Source organism: Hyphococcus sp. (assembly GCF_965228385.1).
Classification (GTDB): Bacteria; Pseudomonadota; Alphaproteobacteria; order Caulobacterales; family Parvularculaceae; genus Hyphococcus.
In genome coordinates this window covers 1,093,257-1,113,223 of sequence record NZ_OZ245810.1, presented here as the reverse complement: position 1 = coordinate 1,113,223, position 19,967 = coordinate 1,093,257, and the positions used below count along the sequence as shown (strand labels likewise).

Sequence of the window (19,967 nt, the reverse complement as noted above, 5' to 3'; positions counted from 1 at the left end):
TGGTGGGCGCAAAATAGCGGGGATGAGGGCGAGATGTCAGGTTACGTCGAGAAAACGCTTGCAGGCGGTGAGGACATTATCCACCGCGCCAATTTCAACTGGACCTACAGTTTTTTTCCGGTTTTCTGGTTTTCACTGGGCGCAGCGTCCCTTGCGCTGATATTTTTCGTGCAATACGCCGCCGGCGTGCCTTTTGAAGAGCTCAAGGTCGGCTGGTGGTCCGCAGGCGTCGCGACGGCTTGCGGCGCGATCATTTTGCTCAATCACATGATCATTCTGATTACGACCGAAATCGTCGTGACCACCTATCGCTTCGTTTACAAAAAAGGCCTGATTTCGCGCGACACGCAGGAAGTCAGTCTCAACAAGATTGAGGAAATCACGCTGCACCAGTCGATCTGGGGGCGCTTTCTGGGCTATGGCAAGCTGATCCTGCGCGGCACGGGCGTCGGCGTCATTACGCTGCCCGATCTTGATAACCCGATCACATTGCGGAAGATTATCGAGAATGCGAAATCCGCGCTGCGATCCGACCAGCGCGAACGCCGCCGCATCAACCACGACGACGACGATTAAACATCAACTGCTCATTCAAGCGCGCCATAGACGATCGCCTTCAGCCGGTCGCGCGCGCGCGAGGTTGGCGTGAATGCATTGGATTGGGTTTGCGCCAGCAGCACGGCGCCGACGCCAAGTTCCGGCGTGATGAAAAACCACGTATCCCAAAAGCCGGACCAACCCCATTCGCCTTTCGCCGCGACGGCGCCGAAATAGCCGGGCTCGACAATAATCGCCCCGCCCAGGCCGAAAGTCAGCCCCTTCTCGCGCCAGTCTTCCGGTCTGGCGTCGTATGGCACATGATCGCGCAACATCAGCCGCACCGTCGCCGGGGAGAGTAAGCGCGCACCGTCAAGCTCTCCTTCATTCAGCAACATCAGCATGAACCGTGAGAAATCGCGCCCCGTCGAGACAAGCCCCGCGCCTCCGGACATGACGCCGAAAGCTTCGTCATTGACGCCCGCGCGGTCCGGACTCGCCGCCTCCAGCCTTACAAGGTCGCCGGATTCATCGAATTCATTCACCACCGCCAGACGTTCAAAATCAGTCTCGTCAAGAAAAAATTCCGTATCGTTCATCCCGAGCGGTTCGAACATGTTCTGCTTCAGAAAATCTTCGAGCGTCCGGCCGGAGGCGACTTCTATGACGCGCCCGGCGACATCCGTTGCGTAACTGTACCGCCATTTGCGGCCCGGATCTTCATAGAGCGGCAGCGCCGCCAGAATATTCATACGTTCGGCCAGCGATCCGGTTTTTCCATAAAGATCCGCAGCAAGATACGCTTTGCCGAGATCGGTTTCGTAATCGAATACGTAGCCCAGCCCTGACATGTGCGTCAGCAAATCGTGAATCGTCATCTGGCGCGCCGGCGCGCGCGTTTCGAATTCACCGTCGCCGTTGCGCTCAGGCGATGTGGCGACGCGCAAATCGGCAAACGCCGGAATGAACCGGGATACAGGATCGTTCAAACGGACGTCGCCGCGATCAACCAGTTGCATCACCGCCGCCGTTACAACAGGCTTTGTCATGCTGGCGATGCGAAACCGCGTCTGCGCCGTTGCGGGAACGGCGTTATAGAGATCGGCCATGCCGACCGCGGTTTCGTAAACGGCGCCGTTCTTGTCGACGACTACAGCCACAAAACCGGCGCGCACGCCGTTGTCCACCTCTTCCTGCAGCGCTGGTTCAATTCGCTGCAAATGATCGATGGAAAGATCATGGCCGGATGCGCTGACCGTCTCGTTCGGCGCAGCGATGACGCTGCACGCTGAACACAGCAGCGCCCCGGCAATAAGGCACGCACGCAGTAACCGGCTGGATAGCGCCATGAAAAAACCCGCCCTACTCCGAACTGAAAGACGCTTTCAGAATAGATTCCAGTCCGGTGCGGTCAACGTCGCTAAACATATCCATTTTATCACTGTCGACATCGAACACAGCGATAAGCTGTCCGCCTGAATCCAGAACGGGTACGACAATTTCAGATTTCGATCGTGCGTCACAGGCGATGTGACCCGGAAACGCGTGAACATCGGCGACGAGTTGCGTCTGGCGGGTCTTCGCCGCCGCGCCGCAAACGCCCTTGCCGAACGGAATGCGCAAACATCCAAGGGAGCCCTGATACGGGCCGATCACAAGTTCGTCTGGCTTTTCAGGATCGACCACATAAAACCCGGTCCAGAAATAGTGGTCGAAGGCGTGATGCAGAATATTGGAGACGCTCGCCATGCGCGCCACAAGATTTCGTTCGCCGTCAATGACGGCGGCAATTTCCTTGGCGACGTCTTCGTATCGTGCGGCTTTTTCGGACGGCGTCATCGCGGCTCCTAACCAATCTTGAAGTTCAAACCAAGCCGGTCGCCGATTGCAATTTCAATCCGGTCGCCCGGCGCCAGCGGCCCTACGCCCTCCGGCGTGCCGGTGAAAACAAGATCGCCCGGTTTTAATTCGAACTGTTCGGAAAGCGCGATAATGATTTCCGGAACCGGCCAGATCATCTGATCGAGCATCACATCCTGGCGCGTTTCATCATTGACGCTGGATTTCAACCGGGCCGATGAAAGATCAATTTCGTCCGCTTTGACGATAGCGCCGATAGGCGCGGAATGATCGAAGGCTTTTGCCGTATCCCAGGGGCCGCCGGCCTCTTTCGCGCGCGCCTGATGGTCTCGTCTTGTGAGGTCGCATCCTGCGGCGTAGCCGTAAATCAGCGCGGCGGCGGCGTCTTCGCTTGCTAAATCCTTGCCGCCGCCGCCAAGCGCGACAACCAGTTCGCCCTCGAAATGCAGGTTCGTCGTCGCCTGCGCGTAGGGGATAGTTTCACCTTCCCCAACGACGGCGTCCGCAGGTTTTGTAAAAAATACGGGCGCGGACGATTTCGGATCCCCGCCCATTTCACGAACATGGTCCGCATAATTGCGGCCAATACAGAATACGCGCCGGACCGGAAATACACCGCCGCCGTCAACGGCGACGCCCGGGCGGGATGGCGGCTCAAAAACAAAACTCATAAACTCGGACCCTCAAGGATAGAGCATCGCCATACCAATGGCGATCACCGACACGCCGATGAGCGCGCCAAGAAAAGGGATAATAAACCAGAACCATCTCGCCAGCAGCACATAGGCCGCGCCGAAAACAACTATACCGACCCTGATAATGTAATCGGACAAAATATCTGGCCGTATCAGCGCAAAGTACAACACAATACACGCGTAAAATATGACCCCGATGCTGTGGCTGAAGTGAAAGCCGATATACGAATCCCAAAAACTTTTAAGATCTTTGCGAAAACGCATGCGCGTCGATTGCAGCTCTTCCAGCAGTCCATCCTTTGCCGGCGCGAATTTTCGCGGATTTTTCATATCCGCCACTGTCATGCGAAAATGCATCGCGCCGAGCAGCAGGAAAACAAGACCGCCAACGGCGATAATCCATTTGGCGAACACCATATTCAAAAACCTGCTTCTTTCCGCCGCTACAGGCTCAATTTTCAGTTATGGCTGGCGCCGGGGGATATTTCTGCAACAAATTCGCCGGCCGTATGGGCCGCTTTTCAAAATTCCCGCCGCAATTCGGGCATTCGCCTTCAAGTTTTCTTTCCGCGCAATCCGGACAAAATGTGCACTCGAAAGTGCAAATGCGCGCGTCGGCGTCTGGCGGCAGCGGCGCGCCGCATTTTTCGCACTCAGCCTTCAGCTTCAGCATGGCCGCCACTCATTTTATCGCGATGCGCGATCTCATAGTCTTCCGGTAACGATTTAATATGTACATCGCGCTGCGGGAACGGAATTTCAACGCCGGCTTCGGCCAACGCCTTGAAAATAGCGAACCGGAGCGCAGTACGCACGCGCAACCCTTCGGAGATATCGCGAAGATAGGCGCGCAGTTCAAAATCAAGCGACGACGCCCCGAAATCCATCCAGGTGACGAACGGCTCCGGATAGGAGACGATCAATTCCTCTTCCTTTGCGCATTTCATCAGAATATCGCGCACAAGTTCAGGATCGGCGTTGTAGGAAACCCCAACCGGCACCGTAATGCGCCCGAGCTTGTTCTTGTGAGTCCAGTTGGTAACGGCGGAAGAGATCAATTCGGAATTCGGGATAATAATCGAGGAGCGGTCAAACGTTTCAATCTCTGTGGAGCGGACGCTGATTTTTTTGACTGTCCCTTCACCGGAATTGGTGATGATCCAGTCCCCGACTTTTATAGGCCGTTCAAACAGCAGGATCAGGCCGGAAACGAAATTGTTGACGATGGATTGCAGACCGAAGCCAATCCCGACCGAAAGCGCCCCCGCAATCAAAGCCAGGTTCGACAGATCGAACCCAAGCGCGGAAATGCCGAAAAACATGGCGATGACCAGACCGGCGTAACCCACCAGCGTCGTCAGCGAATTCTGCACGCCGATATCGGCTCGTGAATGCGCCAGCGGCCCGCGCTTCAGTCCGCTTTGCACAAGCCGCGTCACCGCCATCAGAATGATGAAAACAAGAATTGCGTAGAACAGCTTGGCGATGGACGGAACGTGAAAGCCGCCAATATTGAAACCGAACAGCGCCTGACCGCCAAGATCGCGCACCGATTCCGCCGGCACGCCGAAAAGCACCAGTATCACCGGCGCCAGCGCGGCGAACAGAACGATATTGATGATGAGCCGCGACCAGAAGCGGAAATTCGCAGAGGTTTCTTCGGCGGCCGCCGCTTCTTCCGGCGCGACGGCGAGTTGCGCGCGCATGCGCAATGCAAGCTCCGCCAGCATGGCCCGCAACAACCATGCAACGCCGACGATCAGCGCCAGAAGGCAAAGTCTGGTCACGACGAAGTCCGCCAGAACGATATATCCCGCCAGCGTCGCAATAATGATCGCCCCGGCCAGCACGCGGCCAAGACGGCGGATCAGGCGCCAGGCGCCCCCATTGTCCGCCGCCGCGAGCGGTTCGTCCTCATTCGCCGGCGCTTCCGCACGCCACAAACGCGTTCGGCATATCAAAAACAAGAATGCGCCCACGGTGATGCTTGAGACGGCTTTAATCAGCAAAATGAGCGATTCATCGGCGCGGGCGGCGACGGCGATGGCCGTGAAAAGTATCTTGACCGAGAATACAACGACGATGACCATCGCCAGACGGCTGATGATCTTTCCGCGCGCCACGTCCACTTTCGCGATGCGCCACGACGGCGCCCGCGGCGAAAAGTACCCGGAAGTAAACCCCGAAACCGTGAGCACGGCGAGCACGCCGATCCAGAATGCTCTGGCGGCGTTTTCGCCTTCATCGGTTAAAACGCCTGTAGCGCGCAATGTTTCTATGATGACAAGACCGCCGATCACGCCGGGCGCGGTTCGCGCGATCATTGTCATGGCGGCGACAAAAATCCTGCGCGAAGCGGTCGGCGTGCGACGCTGCACCTGATGCGTGAATGTGGAAATCACCCAGCCGCGCACCGGCCCGAACAACATCAATGAAATGATGATTGCGGCGAACACCGCGAACAAGGTGGGCGTGAGTACGCCATTTTCTTTTTTCCGGTCCGACCAGCCTGAAAAATAACGGCTGAACCTGTCGCCGACGTCCAGCGCCGATTGCGCCGCACCGCTCCAGATTTCAGGCGACAATGGCGAAACGCCGCGTTCCGTCAGAGACCGGTAAAGCGCTCCGAGCTGGGCGCTGGATAAACGCGCCAGTAAATCGCCGGTTTCATAGATGTTCGCCAAAACGCGCGTGCGCTGGCCTGACAGGCGCGCGCGGGTCTCGTTCAGCGCAGCGCGTTCTTCCGCGAGAAAATCGCTTTCAGGCGGATCATTTTCGCCGGGCGCCGGGCCCAGCAATTCGATCTGCGCCCGGTTGGCTTCAAGTTCGCGCTCAATCGCGCCAAGCCGCTGGCGGCTGCCGTCGCGAATTTCCCGCAATCGGTTTTCCAGCGCCTCGGGTTCTTCGATGGAATCATCATCCACCGCGCGCCGCACATCCGCAATTTCACGGCTCGCCGTTTCGATCGCCGCAGAGCGGCCTGACTGCGCATGCGCGCCCGCGATTAACGCCGCAAAAACCGTCAGCGAAAAAAGAAGCCAGAGAAGCGTTCGCTTCAAAGCCATTTCATCATCCTGAAAATCACGAGAAGCAGGGCCCCGATAACGCCGCAGGCGAACACAACCAGCCAGAACGCCGCCGGGTCTTCAACGCCGGGCATACCGCCGACATTGATGCCGAACAAGCCGGTCAAAAAGCCCAAGGGCAGAAAAATCGCCGCAACAATGGACAACACCATCATGTTGCGATTCATTTCCTCCGCACGCTGATCCGTCAATTGATCCTGAAGGACCATGGCCCGCTCGCGCGCCGCATCGATTTCCTCCGTCAGGCGGGTCACCTGATCGGCCGTCTCTCGCAAATCGATGCGCGTCGTCGCATCGAAGAGCGTTGATTCATCCTGCGCGAGCCGCGTCAGGGCGTCGCGTTGAGGCGCAATAAACCGGCGGACCATCACCGCATCATGGCGCGCTTCTGCAAGGCGCGGCCTGACGCCGTCGCCTGAGGCGGACAAAACCTCATCCTCGATTTCATCGACGCGATCCTCGATCTGTTCAACAAACGGCGTCATGCGCTCAGTCAGGCGCGATGCGATGCGCGCCACCAGCACGCCCGGCGCTGAAAGCTGCAGACCGTTTTCTATGATTTCACTGCGGATGTCCTGCGCCGCTTTCAGGCGCCTGCGGCGGGTAGTGATTACCTGGTTTTTGCTGAACCAGATGCGGATCGACACCATATCTTCCGGCTCAGCGCCTTCATTCAGGTTGACGCCCCGCAAATTGACGACCAGTCCGTTTTCAAAACTGCTGACTCTGGGCCGCGTTTCACCCGCCAGAAGCGCGCTGCGCGCAGCGTATGGAATATCTTCCTGTGCGTGAATCCATGAACGCGCCTCGTCATTATTCATGTTCAGGTGCAGCCAGATCCAGTCATAGGAAGATTTCGCCGCGGCGGCGTCTTCCCAGCGCATTTCTTCAGCGGCGCCGTTGTTAAATCCAAATCCGAAAACGAATGGAGGGCCGGTGTCGAAATCGCCCGCCGGCCCGGCTGCGCTTGCGTCCTGCATCGCCGCTCCTAGATTATTTTCTGGCCTGTCTTCGCCCAGTCGCTCAGAAAGGCTTCAAGCCCTTTATCCGTAAGCGGATGTTTTACCAGCGACTTGATGACGCCGGGCGGTACGGTTGCAACATCAGCGCCGAACAGCGCCGCGTCCTTAACATGATTGGCGCTACGAATTGACGCCGCCAGAATTTCCGTCTCGAAATCGTAATTGTCGTAAATCAGGCGAATATCGCGAATAAGCTCCATACCATCGATATTGACGTCATCGAGCCTGCCGATAAATGGCGAGATAAACGTTGCGCCCGCCTTCGCCGCCAGCAACGCCTGATTGGCGGAAAAGCACAGCGTCACATTGGTGTCGATCCCCTTTCCCGTCAGCGTCTTGCAGGCGATTAAACCATCAAGCGTCAATGGCAGCTTGACGGTGACATTGTTCGCAATCTTCGCGAGCGATTCGCCCTCGGCGATCATGGCGTCAGCTTGTGTCGCGGTCACCTCGGCGCTCACCGGCCCGTCCACGAGATCGCAGATCTCGGCAACCACCTCCCGGAAATCCCGGCCGGATTTCATGACGAGACTGGGATTGGTCGTCACCCCGTCCACGAGGCCTGTTGGCAAGAGCGCCTTGATTTCACTAATTTCGGCGGTGTCGACAAAGAATTTCATAACAGGACGTTCCTTCAGATTCGCCGACGAGGTCTACTAGAGTGCGATTTCCTTGTCAGCAGCAACGCCGGTCTTTCTGACAGGCTGACGGCGGCGATGTCCGGCCCGGTTCATGCTGACGCGCCGTCCCTGTTTGCGCCTTATGGCGGCTTACCGCCGGTATATCCCGATTTGTAATGTTTCCTATTGTAAACTTTAGCTTTTCTTGCGGGGGCGCAGCCGCCGTTCAACAGGCTGAGAGGCCGCACCGGAAAAGTCTTGTTTTCTTGTATGAGGCTTGAGATATGCGACAATCGAGAATGCGCGGGACCCGGCGCCGCAGCCCGGAAACGCGCTTGTTTTTATTGACGGTTTTGACATGCTAACCGGCCAGCATACGGGTGGGCCAAATCAATGGGTAAAATAACCCCCGAAAATCAATCGGTCGTTGTACGTTTTGCGGGCGACAGCGGCGACGGCGTTCAGCTTCTGGGCTCGCAGTTCGCGGAATCGACGGCGCTCGCCGGCTCTGACTTTTCGACATTTCCGGACTTCCCTGCGGAAATCCGCGCGCCGGTGGGTACAACCTTTGGCGTTTCCGCGTTCCAGATCAATCTCGGCGCGCGGCGCATCTCCACCGCCGGCGACCAGCCGGATGTTCTCGTCGCGCTTAATCCGGCGGCGCTGAAAGTGAACCTGCCGCTTTTGCAGAAAGGCGCGCTGATTGTTCTGAATACGGACGCTTTTAACGACCGGAACTTTTCGAAAGCCAATATCGCCGCCGACCCGCGCCAGACCGGCGAGCTGGACGATTTTCAGGTGATCGAAATCGGGATTTCGACGCAGACGCTCGAGGCGGTAAAGCCCCTCGGCCTTTCCAAATCCGACGCTGAACAGTGCAAGAACTTCTGGGCGCTGGGCGCCGTTTTATGGATGTTCGGTCGCGACCGGAAACCGATTGTCGAATGGGCGAACAAGAAGTTTGCGAAAAAGGCGCCGGAAATTCTCGCCGGCAACCTCGCAGCCCTCGACGCCGGCCACGCCTTCGCCGAAACGGCGGAACTTTCCGCCGAGATCCCGCAATTCGTCATCGGCGAAGCGCCCATGGAAGCGGGCGAATACCGCTCCATCACCGGCGCGGAAGCGATCGCGCTGGGCCTCGCCGCCGCAGGCGAACTGGCCGGCCGCGAGATCATGTTCTGCGGCTATCCCATCACGCCGGCTTCGTCGATCCTTCACCATCTGTCGAAAATGGGCGAGCTCGGCGTTTCGACGTTTCAGGCGGAAGACGAAATCGCCGCCTGCTGCGCCGCTATCGGCGCGTCTTTCGGCGGCGCTATCGGCGTCACCTCCTCCTCCGGTCCCGGCATCGCGCTGAAGGGCGAGGCCATCGGCCTCGGCATGGCGGTGGAACTGCCGCTGATCATCGTCAACTCGCAGCGCGGCGGCCCCTCCACCGGCCTGCCCACCAAGACCGAACAGTCGGACCTTTATCAGGCCGTCTACGGACGAAACGCCGATGCGCCCCTGCCCGTCATCGCAGCCGCCGGCCCCGGCGACTGTTTCGATGCGGCGATCGAGGCGACGCGCGCCGCCATCCGCCACATGACGCCGGTGTTTCTCCTGACCGACGGTTATATCGCCAATGCGGCGGGCCCGTGGGAATTGCCGAACATGGACGATTATGAACCGATCCTGTCGAACGCCGTAAACGGCGATGCGGGCGGCGACGCGGCGGGCGGCGACGCGGCGGGCGGCGATGATCCGTCAGCGCTCAAAAAAGCCATCTGGCGGCGCGACGAAACCACATTCGGGCGACCGTGGATCAAACCGGGTACGCGGGGATACGCCCATCGCATCGGCGGGCTGGAAAAAGACATCGAGACCGGCGACATCTCCTATGACGCCGCGAACCATCAGGCGATGTCGGACCTGCGCGCCAAAAAAGTCGCCGCTGTCGCTGAATTCATCCCCGATCAGATCGTCGAGCAAGGCAATACCAAAGGTCCGCTCGCGGTTGTCGGCTGGGGCTCGACCCATGGCGCCATCTGGCGCGCAGTCCATGAAGCGCGCGAGCAGGGTCTGGATGTGGCGCAAATCCATCTGCGCTGGCTGTCGCCCTTACCAAAGAACCTCGGCCGGCTCCTCGCCGATTATGACCGCGTATTGCTGCCGGAAATGAATATGGGCCAGTGTGCGACGCTCTTACGCGACAAGCTGGGCCTGGAAGTCGTGCAGCTCAACAAGACGTCCGGCCAGCCTTTCAAGATTGCGGAGATCTTAAGCGCGATCCGCGAGAACTATCCCGGCGCAAAACAGGCGGCGGAGTGATGCATTTTCGTTTTACACCCCCATCGGCCCTTCGGGCCACTTCCCCCGCAAGCGGGGGAAGAAAAGAGCACCCTTCCTCCCCCGTTTACGGGGGAGGTGTCCGCGAAGCGGACGGAGGGGGTGAGAATTCCGTACAAGGCATAACGTCATGAACAAACCCCTCACCGCCAAAGATTTCGCCACCGATCAGGAAGTGCGCTGGTGCCCCGGCTGCGGCGACTATGCGATCCTGAAATGCGTGCAGAAGACGCTCGCCGATGTCGAAGCCGACCCGGACAAGACCGTCTTCGTTTCCGGCATCGGCTGTTCGTCGCGCTTTCCCTATTACATGAACGCCTATGGCTTTCACACGATCCACGGGCGCGCGCCGGCCTTTGCGACCGGCCTCAAACTCGCGAACCCTGAACTTGACGTGTGGCTCGTCACCGGCGACGGCGACGGGCTTTCCATCGGCGGCAATAATCTGCTGCATGTCCTCAGGCGCAATGTCGATATGGCTGTTTTGCTGTTCAACAACGAGATTTACGGGCTGACGAAAGGCCAGTATTCGCCCACATCCCGCGTCGGCACGCGCTCGCCCTCAACGCCGTCGGGCTCCATCGATGCGCCGGTGTCGCCCGGCGCGTTCGCGCTCGGCGCCAATGCGCGCTTCATCGCCCGCGGCATCGACACGGATGCGAAGAACCTGTCGCCGGTCCTCAAGGCCGCACGCGAGTTCAAGGGCGCGGCGTTTGTGGAGATCTTCCAGAACTGCATCGTCTACAACAAGGATGTGTTCGACGGTTTTGTCGCCAAGAAAACCGCTCCGGAAACGCAGATCCATTGCGAGCATGGCAAGCCGCTCCTCTTCGCGAAGGGCGAAAAGGGCCTGAAGCTCAATACGTCCACGCTGACGCTGGAAATCATCGATGTGGGCGAGAACGCCGCGCCGGTTGAAGACGTCCTCGTGCATGACGAAACCAACCGCGTCATGGCGCAGATGCTCTTGACCCTGCCCATGGGATCGTTCCCGATGCCGCTCGGCGTTATCTATCGCGCGCCCGCAACCAGCTTCGACGACGCCTTCACCCATCACCACCCAACCCAGCGCAAACGCACGGGCAAAGTCGCAGATGCGCTGCGCAAGGGGAGCGTCTGGAAGAAGGGTTAGGCGAAGCAAGTCTCATGACTAAAATTATAAGAGATGCTTTAATACTAATTCCTGGAATAGCGCTTATATATTCTTCAGTCTTTTACACGTCTTTTTTTCTAAAGTTTGATGGCCTAAACCCATCGCTTCTCACAATTTCGGATTACTTCGACAAGTCTGTTTCGCTTTTCGCAGCCGTTATACTCACCCTGGCGATTTGGATAATATTGGCCACAGCATGTTATACATCAACTTTTCGCAATCACGATTCAATAAAGACTAAATCGGAAAAAAGTGGCCCGACTAAAATCTCCGCAGAAGTAAAAGTAAGTTTGTTTTTTTCAGCAATTGTTCTCCTGCTGATATTTTTCATCGATTACGGTCAGCCCATCCTTTTTGCAGGCTTTGCGTTCTTATTCTTTGCTGGTTGCATAATTCAATCCTGCAATAGTTTGCTGCCGGAAACCGAAAACTCGCGCAAATTTTTGCAATCATGCCTTACAGTGTGGTTTTTGGTAAGCATTGCGACAATTCATGGCATAATCTCGAGCAACTCCATAAGGGAAAAATATGGAAACGCTCCTTCAGCAACGGGCGCGCTAGTCCTAATCCTAGAAAACGGATATTTACGCGCCGAGAATGGAGAGTTAGTGTTTTATGATAAGAATTTGACAAGGATTGCTAGCTCGAAAATCGAACCGCGATATAAAGCTCCGTTGGCTTGTTGGTGGGGGCTGCGGATGGTTTGTCCTAGCGATTTTCCAGAAGACGCCGATATTGAAAAGAATATTTAAACGCAAAGTAGTTTCTAGAAAGGCTGGATCCCGGCTTTCGCCGGGATGAGCGGATGCATTACTGCCCCACCACCCGCGTATAAACAATCGCGCCGACAAACAGCACCGTCAGTACAATGAAGAACCCGCCGGAGAGCCACAGCGGTATGCGCGAGGCGAAGCGCATGACGCCCGTGGCGCTGGCGACGCGGCCTGCGATGGAGCCGGCGATCGCCGCGATCAGCGCGTAGCCCTGCCATTGCAGGAACGCCGAAACGCGGTTCCAGCCGCGGGTAAAGCCGCTCCCGTCCGCTTCCAGCGTCATATAGGCGTTAAAGCCGAGCGCGACGCACGCCGCCCACGCGATGAACAACGCCCAGACCAGCACACCGGCGACCATGCGCATGGGCCTAGTCCCCCTGCCAGTAAGACGAATATTCCGAACCCGTCCAATAGATCAGGACCGATGACGCGCCTTCCTTGCCGATGGTGACGGCGTCGCCCTTCAGCGCCGGCGGCGGCGTCCCGCCCGCGCCCTGACGCGCCGGGCCGGTATGTAAGGCCCACCAGTCAATCGAGTCGAAATAGGCGGGCGTCAAATGCGCGCCCATGCGTCCCGTCATGCCGACCACATCGCCGTATGTCAGCGCCCGGCAGAAAAACAAACCGCGCTTGCCGTCGGCCTTGCGGATGATGGGCACAACCTGATCGTGGGCGTCGTCGGCGTCGAAATCGCCGCCCAGCTCCACCGGCGTGAGGTAAGGCGTGATCTGATACATTTCATAATCGAGCCCGCAGGAGTCCATCATCTCGATCAGTTCCGGCGTCACCTTTCGCAGCTCGGTCATCTCGGCGGCATCCGCCGCTTCCATCTGATGTTCACGTTGCGTCTTGGGCCATGTCATACAGACGTTGAATTTCAGATAGTTGAGCCGGGCTTTTTCACCCTCGTCGAGGTCGGCGAGCCCCATATCCTTGATGGTCAGCGCGCCGCGCCCGGGCTGGTTCTCAGGCGCGACCCCGCCCGCCGCATTGGGGCGGTACCCGCCCGTGCCGGAAAGCGCCGGATCGAACCCGAAGAGGCGCAGATGTTGCGGCGCGTTGACGTCGCCCGTGTTCGGCCCGGTATTGCCGGCGTTCCTGAAATGCCAGCCATAAATCTCGCGCGGGTTCGGCGCGCCGCGCAATGGCGGCGTCATCTGCGTCAGGTCGAGACCGTTTTCATCGTTGAGGCGAATGTCCCAGCCATGGGGGGCGCGCTTTAGCTGAAACGTCCAGCCGGGCCCTTCGAGATATTCGTTGAAATCGCGGTTCCCGGCGACTTCGCGCTCGACAAAATAGGCGCTGCGGCCTTCCGCCGGTTCGCATTTTTGCGCGAACGCCGGCGCCAGCGGCGCACAAAGCGCTGCAATGCCGGCCGACAATAATTTAATAAAACGCATGAAGCTCTCTCCCCCGGCAGTCTTAAATCCTTCGATCCTTCGAGACGCAAAATTTCTTCATCCTGAGGAGGCCGAAAGACCGTCTCGAAGGGCAAAGAAATTTTGCCCTCAGGATGAAGGATTAAATTCCTCTGTGCTTGACTTGTCAGCCTTTCAGCGCAGCCTCCGTCGCATCGGCGAAAATGTCGAGCCCTTCGTTCAGCAATTCATCGGAAATCACCAGCGGCGCGAGCGAGCGCAGACACTGGGCGTAGGCGCCGGCGGTCGTCATGATAAGGCCGCGCTTGCGCGCTTCGAGCATGATCGCCGCCGCCGCATCGCCGTTCGGCTGCGCCGGGTCGCCGTCTTTTACAAATTCCAGCGCCATCATGCCGCCGACGCGGCGCACGTCGCCAATAACGCCCTTGCCAACGCCGGACTGCAGTTCCTTCCAGCGTTTTTCCGTCTGCGCGCCAATCTCTTCTGCGCGCGCCAGCAACCCCTCTTCCTCGATGATCTGGAATACGGCCAGCGCCGCGGCGCAGGCGACGGGGTTGCCGCCATAAGTCGAACCCATGGAGCCGGCGACCACCTTGTCCATCAATTCCGCCTTGCCGGTGAGAGCCGAGAGCGGAAGCCCTGCGGCGATGGATTTGGCGACGCAGACAAAATCCGGCTCTACGCCGGACCGCTCAAACGCGAAATAATGGCCTGTCCGGCCCATGCCCGACTGGATTTCATCCGCCACCAGCATAATACCGTGCTCGTCGCATTTCTTGCGCAAGGCTTCGAGGAATTCCTTCGGCGCCGGGTTGAAGCCGCCCTCGCCCTGCACCGGTTCAACGATCATGGCTGCAACTTCATTCGCGTTGATCGCGGACTTGAAGATATGATCGATGCTGGCGATCGCATCGGCAACCGAAACGCCGTGATACTCGTCAGGGTACTCAGCATGAAAGACGGCCGGCACATAAGGGCCGAAACCGACCTTGTAGGGTTTGGATTTGCCGGTAAGCGTCGTCGCCAGCAATGTCCGTCCGTGAAACGCGCCGGAAAAGGCGATGACGCCGGGCCGGCCTGTGATCTGCCGGGCGAATTTGATGGAGTTCTCCACCGCCTCGGCGCCGGAATTGAACAGCGCGGTCTTTTTCGGCGTATCGCCGGGCGTCAAGCGGTTCAGTTTTTCCGCAACTTCAATGTAGCTTTCATATTGCGCGATGCCGAACGCCGTATGGATGAAGTTTTCGGTCTGCTTTTTAATCGCTTCGACGACTTTCGGGTGCGCGTGCCCCACATTCAAAACGCCGATGCCGCCGATGAAATCGATATAGCGCTTGCCCTCGACGTCCCACAGCTCGGCGCCCTTGGCGCGCGCTGCGTATATTCCCGATTTTGACGGCAACCCTACAGGACACGCCTCGTCGCGGCGCGCTTTCAGGCTCTCATTACTGGCGAATTCGTTCTTTCCGTGATCCATAAGGGCGGCTCCCGCATATGCGTTGGGTTTTAAGCCGCTCTAGCACGTTAAAAAATAAAGTGAAGGGGGCCCCGAATGAGAGGTGTTGGCCAGTTGCGTCCGACGGCAGCCGCACAACCCAGACCGTAAAGTCTTCAATATTTCCCAGTGTTGGTGGATAGATATCCACCCCCCTGGCCGGGCGCCGTATCATGCGCCTCAGGTTGAAGATCGCCCGATAGCGTCATGCGTCGCGCCGGGAAAAACAGGAAAGCATGTCGAAATGAAAAAGTTGTACAAATATTTTGGCGAAGTTGTGCAACATCCGGCGCAAAGCCAGCAATGAAGCCAACAAGACGCGCCGGGACGTTCAGGGTTGCACAACATTTTCGGCGACGGCGACGGATGCGTTTCGCGGCGCTGCGCCCGCCCCTTTCCTCAAGCGCGCGCCTTGTTAGGATGGCCCCATGTTTACAAAATTTTTCCATGAGCTGAAATCCGCCGGACTGCCGGTTTCCCTGCGCGAATATCTGACTCTGATTGAGGCGATGGACGCCGATCTGGCCGGGCGCAAGGTGGAGGATTTTTATTACCTCTCGCGTTCTGCGCTGGTGAAGGACGAGCGCAATCTGGACAAGTTCGACCGGGTCTTCGCCCATGTCTTCAAGGGCCTTGAATCTGTGGCGGAAGGCGTGAGCGCCGAAATTCCCGAAGACTGGCTGCGCCTCATGACCGAGCGTTATTTCAGTGAAGAAGAGATGAAGGAAATTGAGGCGCTCGGAGGCTGGGACAAGCTGATGGAAACCTTGAAACAGCGGCTGGAAGAACAAAAGAAACGCCATCAGGGCGGCAATAAGTGGATCGGCACGGGCGGGACATCGCCCTTCGGTTCCGGCGGCTATAACCCGGAAGGCGTGCGCATCGGCAATGAAGGCAAGCGGCAGGGCCGCGCCGTCAAGGTCTGGGAAAAGCGCGACTATAAAAACCTTGATGACAGCGTCGAGCTGGGCACGCGCAATATCAAGATGGCCTTGCGCAAATTACGCCGGTTCGCACGCGAAGGCGCGCCGGACGAATTCGATCTGGACAATACAATCGAGGCGACGGCGCGCGCCGGCTATCTCGACATTAAAATGCGGCCAGAGCGCCGGAACACCATCAAGGTGCTGATCTTTTTCGACGTCGGCGGATCGATGGATCCGTATGTCAAAATTACCGAGGAATTATTCTCCGCCGCGCGGGCGGAATTCAAACATATGGAGTATTTCTACTTCCACAATTTTCTGTACGACTTTGTGTGGAAAGACAACCGGCGCCGCTGGTCGGAGAAAACCCCGACATGGGACGTGCTTCACAAATACCCGCATGACTACAAAGTGATCTTTGTCGGAGACGCCTCCATGTCGCCTTATGAAATCACCGTGCCCGGCGGATCGGTGGAATATTTCAACGAAGAAGCGGGCGCGATCTGGATGAGGCGCCTCACGGATATTTATGAACGCGTGGTCTGGCTGAACCCGGTGAAAGACAATAGCTGGGACTATGTCCCGTCTACGCAACTCATCCGTGAACTGATTGGAGACAGAATGTATCCGCTGACTCTCAGCGGCATTGAGTACGCTATGCGGGAGCTGAAGCGATAATCGGGAAATGTTCGCATGGGCGGCTGTGTTTTCACCGGGCGATGTCAGCGCGGCGCAACGGCGCTATTTCAATATTTAAGCCGATACGCCGGTGATATTCCGCGCCGCATGCTCAGCGCTTTCCGCTTTATCTCTTAGCGCCGCCAGAAGGGCCTCGCGGGCTTTTTGCTTGTTGTTGATATCGCCCACAAGCAATTCCGCTTCCTGACAAAGATCGCCCACATCCCAGGCGCCAACGCCCCGCGCCGCGCCCTTCAGCGTATGCGCCGTATGTTTCCAGGATATATCGTCTTTGGACGGATCGAGGTTGCGTAATTGAAGATGTAACTGGTCGATGAAAATCTCCAGCACCTCGTCGCGCAGATCATCATCGCCCATGACATATTTGTCCAGGTGTTTGAAATCGATTGCACTGGATACTGACATGGCGCACCCATCCCTGTTTTGTTCTTCCGTCTGACAGAACTCTAGGTGAAGGCCGCTTCAAACTCGTTAAAATTTTATTCGCTCTGGTTAACGCAAAGTTAAAATATAAACGCCGCATTCCCGGTCAAGACAATGCGGCGTTGATCGTTATCGTTCAAAATGGAACAGATCAGTTATTGGGATCGTCTTCCGTCGCCTCATCGGCGGCTTCTTCCATCTCGTCGCCAGCCTCTTCCATCTCATCGCCAGCTTCCTCTGCGGCGTCTTCTGCGTCGTCCATCATTTCGTCAGCAGCATCGCCGGCGTCTTGCGCAGCCTCTTCCATGGCGTCGCCGGCGTCGTCAGCCATTTCCCGGGCTTCTTCCATGGCGTTTTCAGCCGCTTCATCCATGGACTGCATGGCGTCATCCATGGCTTCGCCAGCATCTTCCATCGACTCTTCCATGGCGTTGTCGCCGTCTAGGTCATCGTCGGAAGACATGGCGTCGCCAACATCGTCCGCCGCTTCCTCGATCGCATCGCCGGCGTCGTCCGCGGCCTCTTCAACCGCATCAACCGCTTCGTCCAATGTCGCTTCATTGTCGGTGAGCTTCATCAGCCCGATAATAACCGCCAGCGCTACCGCGATGACGAGAAGTATTCTTAACATAACAACCCCTTCCTGTGTTGCTTTCCGCCCAATGTCGTCGCCGTCACACACCCCCGTTTCACCGTGTAGTCCGGCGCAACGACCTTCTGTGCAACTGCTTGTATTTTATCCCCATTTTCCAGCGGGGTAAATAATACCTTCATTTACCGGACAGATAGCGGCTTTTGGCGGTTGCGAAGCCGCCTGACGCCTTCTAAACCGCGAAGTCCAGCCTTTCCACGATCACCGATAATGCGGGGCGAACATGTCTGACCCATCCGTTTTTCTGGGAAAAAGCGGCGCGCCCCAGGCGCTGAAACTGAAATACGCCAACCGGCACGGATTGATTTCCGGCGCAACCGGCACCGGTAAAACCGTCACATTGCAGATCATTACCGAGGGTCTCTCGCAGGCCGGCGTTCCCGTATTCGTGGCGGATGTGAAGGGCGATCTTGCAGGCCTTTCGCAGCCTGTGGAGATGAAAGATTTTTTACAGGAACGGGCGGACAAAATCGGCCTTGATCACTATACGCCGCAATCCTTTCCGGTGTGCTTCTGGGATCTTTACGGTGAACAGGGACACCCGATCAGGGCGACCGTCTCTGAAATGGGCCCGCTTTTGCTATCGCGGCTGCTTGACCTGAACGACACCCAGGAAGGCGTTCTCACATTGGCTTTCCGCCTTGCCGACGATGAAGGTCTGTTGCTACTCGATCTGAAAGATCTTCGCGCTTTGCTCGTGGAAGTCGCTGAACGCGCGAAGGAATTATCGGCTGAATACGGCCATGTGTCTCGCGCATCCGTTGGCGCAATCCAGCGCCGGCTGCTTGCGCTTGAAGAACAGGGCGCCGAGCTGTTTTTCGGCGAACCCGCTCTCGACCTGAAAGACTTTCTGCGCACCACGGAAGACGGCGCCGGCGTCGTCAATATTCTTGCTGCAGACAGGTTAATGCAAACGCCAAAGCTGTATGCGACATTTCTGCTGTGGCTGTTGTCGGAGCTTTTCGAGGAAATGCCGGAAATCGGCGATCCGGAAAAGCCGGAACTGGTTTTTTTCTTTGATGAAGCGCATTTGCTTTTTGACGATGCACCCAAGGCGCTCATTCAGAAAATCGAGCAAGTTGTTCGATTGATTCGTTCAAAAGGGGTTGGCGTATTTTTTGTCACGCAAAATCCGCTTGATGTTCCTGACTCCGTTTCAAGTCAGCTTGGAAATCGCGTGCAACATGCGCTTCGCGCATTCACGCCGCGCGAGCAACGCGTCGTCAAGGCTGCGGCGGAAACCTTTCGACCAAACCCCGCCTTTAAAACGCTCGACGTCATCACCGAGCTTGGAATTGGAGAAGCGCTGGTTTCCACGTTGCAGAGCAAAGGCGCGCCCGGCGTGGTTGAACGCACGCTGATCCGGCCGCCCTCCTCGCGCATGGGCCCAATCACCAAACGGGAGCGAAACGATATTCTGCGATATTCCGATATGACGGATAAATACGATGACGCCGTAGATCGTGAGTCCGCATACGAGGAACTGCAAGAACGCGCGGCGAAAAGAGCTGAAGCGGAAGAAAAGGCCCGCGCGAAAGAAACAAAATCCCGACGATCGAAAAAGCCCGCGAAGTCACGCCGGTCAAGTCGTCAAACCGTGAGCGAGGCCGCATTCAAGACGGCGGCGCGAACGCTGGCCCGCGAACTTGTGCGCGGTTTGCTCGGCAGCCTGAAAAGACGGTAAACAAAACCTATGGCGGACGCCCCCCAGCCCGATCAATCGCCTTCGGAATCGCGCACCTTCATCGCCGTACTGGCGGGCACGATGCTGCTGGCCGTCATCGCTGTCGCGTTGAGCTTTATCTTAAAAACGCCGTTGCACGCGCAATTCGCATTGTCCTTCAATGACTTTTTTATCGGCGTGATCGCAACATTACCGCTGGCCGTTTTTCTCTGGTGGTTTTCAAATACGACGCTGAAAAATCTTGCGGCCTTTCGAAATTCGCAGATAAAGTTTTTCGCTGAAATCGGATTTACTATTACGCCTATGCGAATTGCCTTGATGGCAATTGCCGCAGGCGTCGCTGAAGAACTTTTGTTTCGCGGCGTTTTGCAAACCTGGCTCGCAGGATTTTTCCCTGTGGCCGTCGCGATTATTGCGTCGAATTTACTATTCGGCGTTCTACACATGCGGACAGTTCTTTACGCATTCATCGCCGGCCTGGTGGGCGTCTATCTTGGCGTCATATTCACACTCACCGAGAATTTAATAACACCCATGGTAACGCACGCCTTATACGACGCCGTGGCGCTGGAATACACGCGCCGGGCCGTGCAAAGCTGGAGAACGCATCGCATCTGAACCAATCCGCCCATTTC

The 19,967-nt window shown here is 57.4% G+C and carries 20 protein-coding genes; 7 read left to right on the top strand and 13 right to left on the bottom strand.

Features of this window, described 5'->3' with window-relative positions; translation table 11 throughout:
- The first annotated feature begins 33 nt into the window (after nucleotides 1–33).
- Entirely contained in the window at nucleotides 34–576 is a 543-nt protein-coding gene (locus ACQK2Q_RS05185; protein WP_425408683.1) for a PH domain-containing protein, read from the top strand.
- 11 nt (nucleotides 577–587) lie between these two features.
- On the opposite strand, the gene ACQK2Q_RS05180 is transcribed toward ACQK2Q_RS05185, so the two are convergent.
- From ACQK2Q_RS05180 to fsa, 8 genes are read right to left on the bottom strand one after another with little or no spacing between them, the layout of a single operon-like run.
- Nucleotides 588–1,886: a serine hydrolase domain-containing protein gene (locus ACQK2Q_RS05180; protein ID WP_425408682.1), complete on the bottom strand. Its 1,299-nt coding sequence runs from the start codon at nucleotides 1,884–1,886 to the stop codon at nucleotides 588–590.
- A 13-nt stretch (nucleotides 1,887–1,899) separates the two neighbouring features.
- Nucleotides 1,900–2,376 carry a GAF domain-containing protein gene (locus ACQK2Q_RS05175; RefSeq protein ID WP_425408681.1) on the bottom strand — a complete coding sequence of 159 codons (477 nt, stop codon included), beginning with the start codon at nucleotides 2,374–2,376 and terminating at the stop codon, nucleotides 1,900–1,902.
- An 8-nt stretch (nucleotides 2,377–2,384) separates the two neighbouring features.
- The gene (locus ACQK2Q_RS05170; protein ID WP_425408680.1) at nucleotides 2,385–3,068 is read right to left on the bottom strand and encodes a fumarylacetoacetate hydrolase family protein; all 684 of its coding nucleotides are present in this window, start codon (nucleotides 3,066–3,068) and stop codon (nucleotides 2,385–2,387) included.
- Nucleotides 3,069–3,080: 12 nt separating this feature from the next.
- Nucleotides 3,081–3,509 (bottom strand): LIC_13387 family protein, encoded by a 429-nt coding sequence (locus ACQK2Q_RS05165; protein ID WP_425408679.1) that lies wholly within the window; start codon nucleotides 3,507–3,509, stop codon nucleotides 3,081–3,083.
- 34 nt (nucleotides 3,510–3,543) lie between these two features.
- On the bottom strand, nucleotides 3,544–3,765 hold the full coding sequence (locus ACQK2Q_RS05160) for a DUF1272 domain-containing protein (protein ID WP_425408678.1): 222 nt from the start codon (nucleotides 3,763–3,765) through the stop codon (nucleotides 3,544–3,546).
- Nucleotides 3,746–6,157, bottom strand: coding sequence for a mechanosensitive ion channel domain-containing protein (locus tag ACQK2Q_RS05155; protein WP_425408677.1), 2,412 nt, complete (start codon nucleotides 6,155–6,157; stop codon nucleotides 3,746–3,748). The genes ACQK2Q_RS05160 and ACQK2Q_RS05155 overlap by 20 nt, the downstream gene beginning before the upstream one ends.
- Complete coding sequence (locus ACQK2Q_RS05150) at nucleotides 6,148–7,158, bottom strand: zinc transporter ZntB (RefSeq protein WP_425408676.1); 1,011 nt, start codon at nucleotides 7,156–7,158, stop codon at nucleotides 6,148–6,150. The genes ACQK2Q_RS05155 and ACQK2Q_RS05150 overlap by 10 nt, the downstream gene beginning before the upstream one ends.
- An 8-nt stretch (nucleotides 7,159–7,166) precedes the next feature.
- Nucleotides 7,167–7,820: a fructose-6-phosphate aldolase gene (fsa, locus tag ACQK2Q_RS05145; protein ID WP_425408675.1), complete on the bottom strand. Its 654-nt coding sequence runs from the start codon at nucleotides 7,818–7,820 to the stop codon at nucleotides 7,167–7,169.
- Between the two features lie 393 nt (nucleotides 7,821–8,213).
- Between fsa and ACQK2Q_RS05140 the strand changes: the two genes are divergently transcribed.
- From ACQK2Q_RS05140 to ACQK2Q_RS05130, 3 genes are all read left to right on the top strand, one after another.
- Nucleotides 8,214–10,130 (top strand): 2-oxoacid:acceptor oxidoreductase subunit alpha, encoded by a 1,917-nt coding sequence (locus tag ACQK2Q_RS05140; RefSeq protein WP_425408674.1) that lies wholly within the window; start codon nucleotides 8,214–8,216, stop codon nucleotides 10,128–10,130.
- Nucleotides 10,131–10,278: 148 nt separating this feature from the next.
- A complete protein-coding gene (locus tag ACQK2Q_RS05135) occupies nucleotides 10,279–11,280 on the top strand; it encodes a 2-oxoacid:ferredoxin oxidoreductase subunit beta (protein WP_425408673.1) in 1,002 nt (333 codons plus the stop codon).
- A gap of 14 nt (nucleotides 11,281–11,294) precedes the next feature.
- On the top strand, nucleotides 11,295–12,053 hold the full coding sequence (locus ACQK2Q_RS05130) for a hypothetical protein (protein WP_425408672.1): 759 nt from the start codon (nucleotides 11,295–11,297) through the stop codon (nucleotides 12,051–12,053).
- Nucleotides 12,054–12,111: 58 nt separating this feature from the next.
- On the opposite strand, the gene ACQK2Q_RS05125 is transcribed toward ACQK2Q_RS05130, so the two are convergent.
- The 3 genes from ACQK2Q_RS05125 to gabT all read right to left on the bottom strand — a co-directional run bounded on the left by ACQK2Q_RS05125 (nucleotide 12,112) and on the right by gabT (nucleotide 14,930).
- Nucleotides 12,112–12,438: a hypothetical protein gene (locus ACQK2Q_RS05125; protein ID WP_425408671.1), complete on the bottom strand. Its 327-nt coding sequence runs from the start codon at nucleotides 12,436–12,438 to the stop codon at nucleotides 12,112–12,114.
- Nucleotides 12,439–12,442: 4 nt separating this feature from the next.
- Nucleotides 12,443–13,474 carry a hypothetical protein gene (locus tag ACQK2Q_RS05120; RefSeq protein WP_425408670.1) on the bottom strand — a complete coding sequence of 344 codons (1,032 nt, stop codon included), beginning with the start codon at nucleotides 13,472–13,474 and terminating at the stop codon, nucleotides 12,443–12,445.
- A 145-nt stretch (nucleotides 13,475–13,619) separates the two neighbouring features.
- Nucleotides 13,620–14,930: a 4-aminobutyrate--2-oxoglutarate transaminase gene (gene gabT / locus ACQK2Q_RS05115; RefSeq protein WP_425408669.1), complete on the bottom strand. Its 1,311-nt coding sequence runs from the start codon at nucleotides 14,928–14,930 to the stop codon at nucleotides 13,620–13,622.
- A 446-nt stretch (nucleotides 14,931–15,376) separates the two neighbouring features.
- On the opposite strand from gabT, the gene ACQK2Q_RS05110 reads away from it, so the two are divergent.
- On the top strand, nucleotides 15,377–16,552 hold the full coding sequence (locus ACQK2Q_RS05110; RefSeq protein WP_425408668.1) for a vWA domain-containing protein: 1,176 nt from the start codon (nucleotides 15,377–15,379) through the stop codon (nucleotides 16,550–16,552).
- A 75-nt stretch (nucleotides 16,553–16,627) separates the two neighbouring features.
- Here the strand turns inward: ACQK2Q_RS05110 and ACQK2Q_RS05105 are convergent, their stop codons facing one another.
- Complete coding sequence (locus ACQK2Q_RS05105) at nucleotides 16,628–16,978, bottom strand: Hpt domain-containing protein (RefSeq protein WP_425408667.1); 351 nt, start codon at nucleotides 16,976–16,978, stop codon at nucleotides 16,628–16,630.
- A gap of 169 nt (nucleotides 16,979–17,147) precedes the next feature.
- On the bottom strand, nucleotides 17,148–17,627 hold the full coding sequence (locus ACQK2Q_RS05100; protein WP_425408666.1) for a hypothetical protein: 480 nt from the start codon (nucleotides 17,625–17,627) through the stop codon (nucleotides 17,148–17,150).
- A 244-nt stretch (nucleotides 17,628–17,871) separates the two neighbouring features.
- Between ACQK2Q_RS05100 and ACQK2Q_RS05095 the strand changes: the two genes are divergently transcribed.
- The gene (locus ACQK2Q_RS05095; protein WP_425408665.1) at nucleotides 17,872–19,332 is read left to right on the top strand and encodes a helicase HerA-like domain-containing protein; all 1,461 of its coding nucleotides are present in this window, start codon (nucleotides 17,872–17,874) and stop codon (nucleotides 19,330–19,332) included.
- Between the two features lie 9 nt (nucleotides 19,333–19,341).
- The gene (locus tag ACQK2Q_RS05090) at nucleotides 19,342–19,950 is read left to right on the top strand and encodes a CPBP family intramembrane glutamic endopeptidase (protein ID WP_425408664.1); all 609 of its coding nucleotides are present in this window, start codon (nucleotides 19,342–19,344) and stop codon (nucleotides 19,948–19,950) included.
- Nucleotides 19,951–19,967 lie beyond the last annotated feature (17 nt).

Bases quoted from the DNA above. Each gene is read 5' to 3' on its own strand.
- ACQK2Q_RS05185 (WP_425408683.1), top strand. From the start codon at position 34: ATGTCAGGTTACGTCGAGAAAACGCTTGCAGGCGGTGAGGACATTATC.
- ACQK2Q_RS05105 (WP_425408667.1), bottom strand. From the start codon at position 16,978: ATGTCAGTATCCAGTGCAATCGATTTCAAACACCTGGACAAATATGTC.
- fsa (WP_425408675.1), bottom strand. From the start codon at position 7,820: ATGAAATTCTTTGTCGACACCGCCGAAATTAGTGAAATCAAGGCGCTC.
- ACQK2Q_RS05135 (WP_425408673.1), top strand. From the start codon at position 10,279: ATGAACAAACCCCTCACCGCCAAAGATTTCGCCACCGATCAGGAAGTG.
- ACQK2Q_RS05120 (WP_425408670.1), bottom strand. From the start codon at position 13,474: ATGCGTTTTATTAAATTATTGTCGGCCGGCATTGCAGCGCTTTGTGCG.
- ACQK2Q_RS05175 (WP_425408681.1), bottom strand. From the start codon at position 2,376: ATGACGCCGTCCGAAAAAGCCGCACGATACGAAGACGTCGCCAAGGAA.
- ACQK2Q_RS05180 (WP_425408682.1), bottom strand. From the start codon at position 1,886: ATGGCGCTATCCAGCCGGTTACTGCGTGCGTGCCTTATTGCCGGGGCG.
- ACQK2Q_RS05140 (WP_425408674.1), top strand. From the start codon at position 8,214: ATGGGTAAAATAACCCCCGAAAATCAATCGGTCGTTGTACGTTTTGCG.
- ACQK2Q_RS05125 (WP_425408671.1), bottom strand. From the start codon at position 12,438: ATGCGCATGGTCGCCGGTGTGCTGGTCTGGGCGTTGTTCATCGCGTGG.
- ACQK2Q_RS05165 (WP_425408679.1), bottom strand. From the start codon at position 3,509: ATGGTGTTCGCCAAATGGATTATCGCCGTTGGCGGTCTTGTTTTCCTG.
- ACQK2Q_RS05110 (WP_425408668.1), top strand. From the start codon at position 15,377: ATGTTTACAAAATTTTTCCATGAGCTGAAATCCGCCGGACTGCCGGTT.
- gabT (WP_425408669.1), bottom strand. From the start codon at position 14,930: ATGGATCACGGAAAGAACGAATTCGCCAGTAATGAGAGCCTGAAAGCG.
- ACQK2Q_RS05100 (WP_425408666.1), bottom strand. From the start codon at position 17,627: ATGTTAAGAATACTTCTCGTCATCGCGGTAGCGCTGGCGGTTATTATC.
- ACQK2Q_RS05150 (WP_425408676.1), bottom strand. From the start codon at position 7,158: ATGCAGGACGCAAGCGCAGCCGGGCCGGCGGGCGATTTCGACACCGGC.
- ACQK2Q_RS05160 (WP_425408678.1), bottom strand. From the start codon at position 3,765: ATGCTGAAGCTGAAGGCTGAGTGCGAAAAATGCGGCGCGCCGCTGCCG.
- ACQK2Q_RS05170 (WP_425408680.1), bottom strand. From the start codon at position 3,068: ATGAGTTTTGTTTTTGAGCCGCCATCCCGCCCGGGCGTCGCCGTTGAC.
- ACQK2Q_RS05130 (WP_425408672.1), top strand. From the start codon at position 11,295: ATGACTAAAATTATAAGAGATGCTTTAATACTAATTCCTGGAATAGCG.
- ACQK2Q_RS05155 (WP_425408677.1), bottom strand. From the start codon at position 6,157: ATGGCTTTGAAGCGAACGCTTCTCTGGCTTCTTTTTTCGCTGACGGTT.
- ACQK2Q_RS05095 (WP_425408665.1), top strand. From the start codon at position 17,872: ATGTCTGACCCATCCGTTTTTCTGGGAAAAAGCGGCGCGCCCCAGGCG.
- ACQK2Q_RS05090 (WP_425408664.1), top strand. From the start codon at position 19,342: ATGGCGGACGCCCCCCAGCCCGATCAATCGCCTTCGGAATCGCGCACC.